General features: G+C 37.9%; 11 protein-coding genes, 1 tRNA gene and 1 other RNA gene. 6 read left to right on the top strand and 7 right to left on the bottom strand.

Annotated elements, in window-relative coordinates; all coding sequences use genetic code 11:
* Positions 1-202: 202 nt before the first annotated feature.
* A complete protein-coding gene (locus FYJ80_RS11120; RefSeq protein WP_154426915.1) occupies positions 203-1,687 on the top strand; it encodes an ABC transporter substrate-binding protein in 1,485 nt (494 codons plus the stop codon).
* On the opposite strand, the gene recR is transcribed toward FYJ80_RS11120, so the two are convergent.
* The 3 genes from recR to dnaX are packed head-to-tail and all read right to left on the bottom strand — an operon-like array spanning position 1,684 to position 4,221.
* Positions 1,684-2,271, bottom strand: coding sequence for a recombination mediator RecR (recR, locus tag FYJ80_RS11125; RefSeq protein WP_154426917.1), 588 nt, complete (start codon positions 2,269-2,271; stop codon positions 1,684-1,686). The genes FYJ80_RS11120 and recR overlap by 4 nt on opposite strands.
* On the bottom strand, positions 2,268-2,567 hold the full coding sequence (locus FYJ80_RS11130) for a YbaB/EbfC family nucleoid-associated protein (protein WP_154426919.1): 300 nt from the start codon (positions 2,565-2,567) through the stop codon (positions 2,268-2,270). Before FYJ80_RS11130 ends, recR begins: the two co-directional genes overlap by 4 nt.
* 13 nt (positions 2,568-2,580) lie before the next feature.
* The gene (dnaX, locus tag FYJ80_RS11135) at positions 2,581-4,221 is read right to left on the bottom strand and encodes a DNA polymerase III subunit gamma/tau (protein ID WP_154426923.1); all 1,641 of its coding nucleotides are present in this window, start codon (positions 4,219-4,221) and stop codon (positions 2,581-2,583) included.
* A 139-nt stretch (positions 4,222-4,360) separates the two neighbouring features.
* Here dnaX and ffs point away from each other — a divergent pair.
* An RNA gene (gene ffs / locus FYJ80_RS11140) (signal recognition particle sRNA small type) lies at positions 4,361-4,458 on the top strand.
* 59 nt (positions 4,459-4,517) lie between these two features.
* Here the strand turns inward: ffs and FYJ80_RS11145 are convergent.
* Positions 4,518-4,603: transfer RNA gene (locus tag FYJ80_RS11145), tRNA-Ser, on the bottom strand.
* Positions 4,604-4,747: 144 nt separating this feature from the next.
* Here FYJ80_RS11145 and FYJ80_RS11150 point away from each other — a divergent pair.
* A complete protein-coding gene (locus tag FYJ80_RS11150; protein WP_154426925.1) occupies positions 4,748-5,614 on the top strand; it encodes a DMT family transporter in 867 nt (288 codons plus the stop codon).
* Here FYJ80_RS11150 and FYJ80_RS12315 read toward each other — a convergent pair.
* Positions 5,585-5,800 (bottom strand): glycosyl-4,4'-diaponeurosporenoate acyltransferase CrtO family protein, encoded by a 216-nt coding sequence (locus FYJ80_RS12315; RefSeq protein ID WP_407921440.1) that lies wholly within the window; start codon positions 5,798-5,800, stop codon positions 5,585-5,587. The genes FYJ80_RS11150 and FYJ80_RS12315 overlap by 30 nt on opposite strands.
* 118 nt (positions 5,801-5,918) lie before the next feature.
* Between FYJ80_RS12315 and FYJ80_RS11155 the strand changes: the two genes are divergently transcribed.
* Positions 5,919-7,052 carry an RNA-guided endonuclease InsQ/TnpB family protein gene (locus FYJ80_RS11155; RefSeq protein WP_206361081.1) on the top strand — a complete coding sequence of 378 codons (1,134 nt, stop codon included), beginning with the start codon at positions 5,919-5,921 and terminating at the stop codon, positions 7,050-7,052.
* 251 nt (positions 7,053-7,303) lie between these two features.
* On the opposite strand, the gene FYJ80_RS11160 is transcribed toward FYJ80_RS11155, so the two are convergent.
* On the bottom strand, positions 7,304-7,525 hold the full coding sequence (locus FYJ80_RS11160) for a hypothetical protein (RefSeq protein WP_154426929.1): 222 nt from the start codon (positions 7,523-7,525) through the stop codon (positions 7,304-7,306).
* Positions 7,526-7,751: 226 nt separating this feature from the next.
* Here FYJ80_RS11160 and FYJ80_RS11165 point away from each other — a divergent pair, with 226 nt between their 5' ends.
* Positions 7,752-8,948: an iron-containing alcohol dehydrogenase gene (locus FYJ80_RS11165; protein WP_154426931.1), complete on the top strand. Its 1,197-nt coding sequence runs from the start codon at positions 7,752-7,754 to the stop codon at positions 8,946-8,948.
* Between the two features lie 11 nt (positions 8,949-8,959).
* Positions 8,960-10,330, top strand: a complete 1,371-nt coding sequence (locus FYJ80_RS11170) for an SLC13 family permease (protein ID WP_206361082.1) — start codon at positions 8,960-8,962, stop codon at positions 10,328-10,330.
* A gap of 156 nt (positions 10,331-10,486) precedes the next feature.
* Here FYJ80_RS11170 and FYJ80_RS12320 read toward each other — a convergent pair whose 3' ends face one another.
* Positions 10,487-10,573 (bottom strand): IS3 family transposase, encoded by an 87-nt coding sequence (locus FYJ80_RS12320; protein WP_206361083.1) that lies wholly within the window; start codon positions 10,571-10,573, stop codon positions 10,487-10,489.
* Positions 10,574-10,577: the final 4 nt, after the last annotated feature.

Raw genomic sequence — 10,577 nt, forward strand, 5'->3', positions numbered from 1 at the left:
AAATTCAACTTGGTTGATATCGAGGGAGAATATAAGCGTCTTCACAGAGAAAGACGCCTATTGGATAGGACATACAACTCTCAGTCGGAGTTTGTATTCATTTGAACCGCCGTATACCAGACCGGTATGTACGGTGGTGTGAGAGGAAAGCCCCAACGGGGCCTACCTACTCGATTATGTATCAATGATATATTAATTTTTAATGAAGAAATTATTACTCGCTATATTTTTATTATGTTTACTACTATCCTGCAAGGTTGAAAAACCAAGGGATACAATTAATATTGCTCTATCTCAAGAGATGCCAACTCTAGATGTTCATAGAAACTCATCTCAAGTAATAAGATATATATTATGTGGCAACACATTAGAGAGACTAATAGATTTAGATGAAAATGGAAGGGTAGTTTGTACTTTAGCTGAGAGCTACACTCAAGAAAATGGTGGTAGAACTTGGAGCTTTAAGATAAAGAAGGAGGTAAAGCTTCATAATTCAAGAGCTTTAACAGCAGAGGATGTAGCGCTATCACTAAATAGATGGATCGAGTACTACTCAGCAATAAGAAATATAGCTGGCACATCTCGCTTTACATATAGCGATGATGAGGTTTCAATTAGCTTTGATAATCCTGTAATTTTCTTTGACCAAATAATGGCATCAAGTCCATATGCTGCAGTTATTCTTGCAAAGGAATCTTTAGTACAAACAGATGAAAAGGGATTTTTAACTTCATATATTGGAACTGGTCCATATGTATTTGATAGCTATGAATCAGGGCAATGTGTAACTCTTAAAAAATTCAAAGAATATAAAGGTGAAAAGAAGGCATATATAGAGAATTTAAAATACTTCTTTGTCCCTGATAGTGTAGTTAGGACTCTAGGACTTGAGAGTGGAAAGTATGATTTTATAAACGATGTAATGAGTTCTGATTTCGAAAGACTTAGAAAAAATGATGATTTAGTCCTCTCATTAGGAGATGAAGCTGGCTCATTTGTACTCCTATTTAATAAAAGGGGACCTTTAGCTAAGAATCAATATATCAGAAATGCTGTAAACACTGCCTTAGATTTAAATGGTGTTATGAGGTCCTGCTATGGAGCAGAGGGATATACTATGAACCCAAGCTATATGGAAGAGTGGCAAAAAACATGGCTCGTTGATGGCTTAGAGAAATACCATAATATCAATGATAAGAATAAAGCAAAGGAAATCTTAGAAGAGAATGATTATAGTAATGAGGTATTTACTATACTTTCTAGTAATTTATCAAATATGGATAAAAGTGCTTTATTCATTAAATCTGAGCTTGAGAAAATAGGAATGAAGGTAGAGGTTATCATTGTTGATTGGTCAACTATGATGGCTTATAGAAATGATGCTGATAAATATGATCTTTGTATAACTGCAATGACTAGTGTGCCTGTTCCATCTCTAAAGCTATTTTATGATCCTGAATATGCTGGGTGGTCCGATGATGAATATCTACAGGAGCTATTAGGTCATTTAAATAGCTCTCAGACAATTGAGGAGGCACTAGATATTTGGAATACTCTCCAGCTTTATTCCTTTGAATACCTTCCTGTTATAGTGGCAGGCCACTACAACAGTGGATATCTTTATAGAAAGGAATTAAAGGGGGTTATAGAGAATAATGGCTTTTATTTCTATAATGCATACTTTTAAAAGCTAATCCTACCCTTAATTGAACGAGCAAGAGTAAGCCTATCTGCATACTCTAAATCTCCTCCGATAGGAAGGCCTGCTGCAAGCCTTGATACAGTAACATTACTTCCAGAAAGAATATGTCTAATGTATAGTGCTGTGGTATCACCTTCCTCTGTCGGGTTAGTTGCAATTATTACCTCTTTAAAATTTCCATTTGAAATTCTATCCTTTAGCTCCTTAAATGATAAATCATCTGGTCCAATACCATTTAAAGGATCTATAGCACCACCTAAAACGTGAAAGAGTCCATTATATATACCACTATTTACTATAGTCATTACATCCTGTGGCTGCTCAACAACACAAAGAAGTGCTTGGTCTCTCTTTGGATCTGAACAAAGTGGACAAGGGTCAGCTTCTGTGTATGAGCCACAGATAGAGCACTTATGTATTTTTTCTTTTATTGTACCAATTGCCTCTGAGAGCTTTTCATTATAGGAGCTATCACACTTCAGTAGGTGATAAGCCATTCTAGTTGCACTTTTTGAGCCAACACCAGGAAGCCTAGAAAGCTGCTTTATTAGATTTTCAAGAGCATTCATACGTTTTGACCAAAGAGCCCACCAAAATCCTGAGCCTGTGAAAGCTTTGATGTCTCTAGCTTTTGCATTGCATCATTTATTGCAGCAGCAATTAGGACCTCTAAGGTTGATTTATCACCTAGTGAATATGCTTGATCTGAAATAGAAACATTTAATACTCTGTTTTTGCCATTTATTGTTATATCAACCATACCAGCACCAGAGGAGCCTACTACACTAAGCTTTTCCATTGAGCTTTCGAGCTCCTTAACCTTTTGCTGTAGCTGTTCAAAATTAATTCCAAAAGGGTTTTGCATAATAATTCTCCTATTAATCGTTTTTGATAATCGTTCCTCTAAAGCAGGTTGCAATCTTTTCTAGGGTTGGATTTATCTTTTCCTTAGGCTTCTCACAATAAAAACTATTAATTCCACCCTCAAACCCAGTGAGCTTAAATAAGAGCTCATTAATTAGCTTAGAGTTATTTCTAATTGTCTTAGCAGGTAGCGGAGAGTCTGTTCTAAGCTCTAGACAACCATCCTCTGAAAGAGCAACTGTATTTACATTATCAAGTGCATTTTGTAGTCCAAAAACACTTTCAATATCATCCATATTAGAGATAGCTTTAATATCCTCAAGAGTAGGTACTCTCTTATTATTACTCTCCTGAGGCTCCTTTTGCTTTTCTTCTATAGCTGGAGTAGCTTGCTCAATTTGCTTTTCTTCTACAGCTATAGTAGCTTGCTCTATTGGTTTTTCAACTTTAGCTGGCACTACATTTGAGGAGACTATTGAAAGCTCTTTTTCCTTTACAACAGTAACCTTACCCTCTGTAACATTTTTCTTTAATTCATCAAGCTTTTTAACAAGCTCCTGAGATGAAACAAGGAAAGGAAGTCCTGATAGACGAGAGATAAAAAGCTCTGCCTCAAATTTTGGTGAAATAGAGTATCTAATTTCTCTATAAAGCTGTAAGAGACTCCTTAAAGCAGCCTCTGCTTGATTAGCTGATAGCAGTGCTAATACCTCATCTGGGATTTCTTCAGTCCTCATATTAAGCATTTCTTCATTTGTAATACCTTGCTTAATAAATAGTATTGCTCGGAAGAATTGAGTTAAATCCCTAACGCATTGCTCAACAGAGATTCCCTTTGAAAATATCTTATTTAATTCTGTTATTGCTGTAGAAACATTATTCTTTAAAGCGGCAAGAACAATATTTGCAATTTGGTCACTACCGACAAAGCCTAATTTATTTTTAATCTTTTCTAATGTGATGTGGTCTTGTGAAAAGGCTGCAACTTGGTCGAAAAGAGTGTAGGCATCACGCATAGAGCCATTACCCTCTCTTGCTATCCAGAAGAGGGCATCATCATCTGCTTTAATATTCATCTCCTGAGCCGCTTCTCTTAAGCATCCCTTAATAGTTTCAAGAGGAATTAGCTGGAAATGGAATTGCTGACAGCGAGAACGGATAGTTGCTGGAACCTTTTGAAGCTCTGTTGTTGCAAATATAAAAATAATATACTCAGGTGGTTCCTCGATAGTTTTAAGAAGTGCATTGAATGCACTAGTACTAAGCATATGAACTTCGTCGATGATATAGATTTTATATCTTGAGGACTGAGGAGGGAATAATACCTCATCCTTAATTACTCTAATATCATTTACGCTTGTATTTGAGGCACCATCGATTTCGATTACATCAACACTATAGCCTTGAGTAATCTCCTTACAGGAAACACACTCTCCACAAGGGTGTGCTGTTGGACCATGCTCACAGTTTAAGGCTTTAGCAAGTAATCGTGCAGAAGAGGTCTTTCCGACACCTCTTGGTCCAGAGAAGAGATAGGCATGAGCTATTCTGCCACTTGAGATAGCATTTTCTATTGTAGATACAACAAATTCTTGTCCTACTAGCTTTTCAAATGCTTGTGGTCTTTTTCTAGTTGCAGTTACTTCGTATGCCATTTTGACTCCTTCTTGGTCGAAGTATATCATGAAAAACAGTCTAAGAGCCATCACCCCCTTTTCAAAAGTCAAAAAATCATTCATATTATGAGAAGAAGTCTTGGATTTTAATTAGGTTCGACTCCTAAAGCTTCTATAGCGACAGATCCTAGGCAATATACGCCTCCCAACCCCGTCAGGACAGGAATGTAGCAGCGGTCAGAGGATGTTATATGTGACCTAGCTCATTTGTCGCTTTTTTTATTTTCTTTGAGTACAAAAAAAGACTCTGCAAGCTACATTGCAAAGTCCTTCTACGGAGAGAGGGGGATTCGAACCCCCGAAGGCTTTTGACCTTACACGACTTCCAATCGTGCACCTTCGACCACTCGGACATCTCTCCTTAGATCGAAAATATCACCCTAGCGAAGACAATTTATCTTTTTTGAAAGAAATTATCAAGTATTCATCACTATATTGCTATTAAATATAAAATTAATGCTTTCTTAGGTGCAAAAATAATTTAAATGGTCTATTCTATTTAGCCATGGATAAGAGTAGCAGTGTAACAAAGGGAATATTTTTTATTATTGTTTCAGCCTTTGGATTTTCTGTAATGAATTTATGTGTCACCCTTGCAGGTGATTTACCAACCTTTCAAAAAGCACTATTTAGAAATGCAGGAGCTTTAATAGTATCTGCAATTATGTTCTTAAAAAGTGGTGATAAGCTTGATACCCAAATTGGTGATTTAGGCTTACTACTATTAAGAGCCTCCTTAGGGTCAATTGGACTCTTTGCTAACTTCTATGCTCTAGACCATATGATGATTTCTGACGCATCAATGCTTAATAAGCTTGCTCCATTTTTTACACTAATATTATCTGCAATATTTTTAAGAGAGAAGACAAGCTGGAAACAATATATGTTTGTCTTAATTGCTTTTATAGGTTTGCTATTTATAGTTAAACCAACTATGGAATTTACTGAGAGTCTAGGAGCCTCAATTGTTGGTATAATTGGAGGAATAGCAGCAGGTGCTGCCTATGCCTGTGTCAGAGGACTCGGTAAGAGAGGAATGCCATCAAGTCAGGTTGTATTAGGCTTTTCTCTTGTTTCAACTATAATCGCAATACCTTTTGTAATTAATGATCATGCACCAATGTCCTTAAAGCAAGTTTTATTACTATCTGTTGCTGCCTTAGGTGCAACCTTTGGACAATTTGGAATAACCTGGGCTTACAGATGTGCACCAAGTAAGGAAATTTCAATATTCGATTACTTCACAGTAATATTCTCTGCACTTTGGGGCTTTATATTCCTTTCCCAGGTACCAGATATTTACTCCTTATTTGGATACCTAATAATATTCTCAAGTGCTTTATTAATGTTCTTTTACAATAAGAGACATTAATCTTTTAACTCTTGGACTATTATATCTTTGAGCCACTACAAAGCTCATATCCATTAGTGATGATAAAACAGAGGTAATTAAAAATATTAAAATACTATCATTAAGATATGACCAAAATATTGAGATTATTAGTGGAATATAGCTAAGAATTACAATTGCTATGTGTACTAATTCTGAGTGGAGCATATTTATATATAGCTGTTCTAAATCCTTTACAAATTAACCGCCGAGAAAGCCCACGCACCTTGGCCGTGAGATGAAAGGCGGTAATGCGTAATGCCATAAAATGTGCTATAATGATGTCATGCGAACACTGACGGTAAAACTGTACAACAGCGACGACTTTGGATACCTTAGTGATATGATAAATATCGCCGGGATCATATACAACACAGCACTGACAATCATACAGAACCACTATACCGAAACAGGGAAGCTTTTGGATAAATACGAACTCCAGAAACAGCTCCGTGGTCTTCGCAACGTGGATGAAAACCACCACTGGCGTTATGTGGGAAGTCAGGCGGTACAGGAGATAACCGACAGGATATACAGGGCGTACCGGCTGTTTTTCACTAACAGGGAGAAGGGAGTCAAATGTTCGCCACCGCGTCGTCGCAAGGTCAAAAAGTACAAAAGCGTCACCTACAAACAGGCGGGATACAAGTTCCTTCCTGACGGACGCATAAGCATAAACGGACACATCTACAGATACTGGGACTCCTATGACGGACTCCTGGAGCGGATTGAAATCAAGACCGTAACGGTAAAGCGTAGCATACTCGGAGAGTTCTTCGTCTACGTCACCACCGACAGCCCCGCCACCATGCGTGAAGCCAGGGACGGACGCGGTGAAGTCGGCATGGACTTCGGACTCAAGATGTTTCTTACGCTGTCGGACGGCAGTGTAATCAGATCCCCGGAGTTTTTCAGACAAGGCGTGGCAGACATCCGCAAGGCCAGCCGTGCCCTAAGCCGTAAGGTGATGGGAAGCAACGGATACGAGAGTGCACTGAAGGCACTGTACCGCAGGCACCAGGACATCGCGAACAGACGCAGGGACTGGTTCTGGAAGCTAAGCCATGAACTCTGTTCAAGGTACGGCGTCATAGCCATAGAAGACCTTAATATCAAGGGTATGGCGAGGATGTGGGGACGCAAGGTCCACGACTATGCGTTTTCAGAGTTTGTGGAAATCCTAGAGTGGTGTGCCCGAAAGTACGGGACCAGGGTCATCAGGATTGGACGGTACTACCCGTCGTCCCAAACCTGCTCTGCATGCGGACATGTGTGGCCGAGCACCAAAGACCTCAGTATCCGTGAGTGGACATGCCCGGAATGCGGGGTGTATCACGACAGGGACGTGAATGCTGCGGTGAACATACTCGCTGAGGCAAAGCGTATCATGAACCGAATGGAACAGGCGAAGGACGCCTAAACTATAAGGCGAGGCCGGACGGGTCTCGCGGGCCAGAGACGGTGTAAGACATCCTTCGGGACGCAGCCGTCGTTACCATGGCCAGATTCCCATTGGCTTGCCCGTGGGAGTACGTCAATATAGAGAATATAGCACCACAAATAGCTCTCATCCAAATATGATATGTAAAGGTTAAAAAGGTAATTGTTAGTGCTACAGAGGAATAAGTGTAAGAAATAAAAGCTAGTATTGGAAAAATGAGTAGTAAAAGATTAAAAACTCTTGAGATCTTCATCTTTAATTAACCCATATTCCTTATATTTTCCTAAGACCCAATTATATAGAAGTCTATTACCAAGATAGTGCTTATAGGTTGCACTTTTCTCCTTTCCTTCCTCCTTTAATCTATCTATTTCAACCTTCTCTCTAAGATAGCTTTCTTTTATATCCTTTAACATTTTTTCAAATAGCTCTAATTTTTCTTGGTCACTCATAGCACTATAATAAGCATATGAATATTGCTCTTCAATATTAGAGTAGCTCTAATTTATTTTTCAAAGTAAATGCTTTTATATTTTTCTGGCTTAGTTATTTAATAATTTGATTAATTTCTTTAATTATAAGTAATTAAAATTATAAAAATAATTTTTTATCTAAAGTATATTTACTTTAGAGTTGCTCTAATAGATAAAATTTTATCCATATTTTTATGGAGGAGTAATGGAAAACTTCAATTACAATATTGGAACCAAAATATTGTTTGGTAAGGGTGCTGTATCAACACATTTAGCAGATACAGTAAAACGCTATGGCAATAAGGTCCTATTCGTATACGATGATATCCCTGTTAAGGCCTCAGGGCTTTATCAAGAGATTGTTAATTCTCTAGCTAGCAATGGAATTGAATACACTGAATTTTCAGGTATTGAGCCAAATCCAAAGCACACCACTATTAATAATGGTATTAAAAAGGTTAGAGAGATGGGTGAGGCTGTAATTATTGCAGCAGGTGGTGGTTCAACCATCGACACAGGTAAGGCTATTGGCTTTGGATTCTACGGTGAGGATGATGTTTGGGATTTCTACTGTGGAAAGAGAAAGGTAGAGAAAACATTACCTGTAATTTGTATCCCAACACTTGCAGCTGCTGGTGCTGAGGTATCTTGGTCAGCTGTAGTATCAAATATAGATGAAAAGAGAAAGATTGGTCTTCGAAATCCTATCAACAGACCTGCTGTAGCTATTGTTGATCCTACCTACACATTCTCTGTTCCACCATTTCAGACAGCATGTGGAATTATCGATATTATGTCACATACTCTTGAGACATATTTCTCTTCAACAATGGCTCTACAGGATTCGATCTCAGAAGGTATTCAGAAATCAGCTATCCATGCGGGTAGAAGAGCAATGATGAATCCTAAGGATTACGACGCTAGAGCAGAATTACTTTGGGCTAGTGAGCTTTCTATTATGCAAATCTCTTCCTTTGGTAGAAGTAATGTTGCAACAATCATCCACACAATTGAGCATATGCTTTCAGCTCATATCGATGCAGTTGTTCATGGTGCTGGTATTGGAATTGTTTCTCTCGCTTATTATAAGTACGCACTTACAGATAAAACTGCTCCAAAGTTTGCTCATTGGGGAAAGGTCGTATGGGGTGTTGACCCTTCCTTAGATGATTACACAGCAGCTAATGAAGCAATTAAGTGCTACGAGTCATTTATTTCTGAGCTTGGACTTCCTACAAGGTTATCACAGATGAAGAAAAAGAGAGGGGAAGACGCACTTATTACTCTCGAAGACATTATCCCTGTTGTTGATGATTTAGTTGCAACAGCCGATGGCAGCAAGTGGTACCAGCCAGTAAAGGGTAAGGATGACTATATGGCTATTTTTAAATTAGCTCTCTAAAGGAAATGAAAATGGGAAAATTATCAAAAAAAAGTATTCAGTGGATTATCGTAATATTATCATTCGTTCTAGTTAAGCTCTTTCCAACAGGAGAGCTATGGACTCCAACCTTAAGTATGTTCCTTGCTATTACAGTAAGTGGAATTTTATTACTAGCATTTAATCTTCTTAACAATGTTACATCATCTATTATCTTGATGTTTGCTTATCCTCTATTAAAGGTTTGTTCATTAAGCCAAGCTCTTTCAAACTGGACAAGTGAAGCAGTATGGATGACTCTTTGTTGCTTTATTCTTGTAGTTCTTATTCAGAAAACTACTATTCTTGAAAGAATTGCATATAAGATGGCTTCAAAGTGTAACGGTAACTACATTGCATTAGTATTTGGTGTTGCATTAATTTCAATTGTAGCAAGAGTATTGATGCAGGGTATCTTAGCTCTAGTATCTGTAATTGCAATTGTATATGGTATGTGTAAGGCTCTTAACTTAAAGGGTAAGGGAGCTGCAGGTCTATTATTAACTTGTACTTTTGTATATCACGATTCAAACTTCTTTATCTATTCACCAGGCTATATTGCAATTGTATTTAAGAATGCAGCTACAGTATCACCAATGCCAATCGATTACTTTACCTACTTTATGGATAACTGGGTATTCATCATTCCTCTTGTTTTAACAACAATTGCTACAGCATTCTTATGTAGACCAAAGGAACAGCTTGGTGAAACTACATTCTTTGATGAAAAGCTTAAGGAGCTTGGTGCTTGGACTGATAAGGATAAGAAGATGCTTACAATCCTAATTCTCTTCATCCTATATCTCTTTACTAACTCTATTCATAAGCTTGGTATGATGTATGGCTTTGTATTTGTAATTACAGCACCATTCTTACCAGGTATTGAGATTGGTGATGCAAAGGACTTTAGCAAGGTATCATGGGGTGGTATCTTCTTTGTTGCAGCATGTATGACTATCGGTACAGCTGGTGCTGCAGCAGGTTTTGGTAAGTTTATCTCTACAATTGCACTTCCATTGCTACAGAATATGTCAAATAAAGTATTCTTTGCTGCAACCTATTTCTTATCAGTATTCCTTAACTTCATCATGACTCCTGCAGCTGTAATGAGTGTCCTTGGCGAGCCTCTTGCTCAAATCTGTCAGGATCTCTCATTCAACCCATATGGTATGGTTTATAGCGTATTCCAGGGTATCTCACAGCTCTTATTTGCATATGAAGTTACAGTTTACATGGTTGCCTTCTCATTTGGCCTTATGTCAACTAAAGAATTTGCAAAGCCAATGATAGTAAAATTCCTTATTCAAACAATTGGATTACTAACAATTGGTTTCCTATGGTGGGGTGTTAGAGGTATTGTTTAATACTAGCAACCAAGGGATTTTTGCTTGCTAACAAAGCGTTTTAATTTTGATAGCAACCCTCGCTTTTTATCGGTAAAGATCCCTTTTTCTTTTTCGATTTCGATCTCTTCATCGAGATAGCTGACGTGTGCCCCTGAAGTTGGACAATAAATATTATTATGAGACTTGCTTTCTGAATTCAAGAGGAGGCAAGCCTTTTAATTTTATTTGGTATCTCTTCTCATTATAAAACTTGATATACATATCA

Source organism: Bullifex porci (genome assembly GCF_009695635.1).
GTDB classification, from domain to species: domain Bacteria; phylum Spirochaetota; class Spirochaetia; order Sphaerochaetales; family Sphaerochaetaceae; genus Bullifex; species Bullifex porci.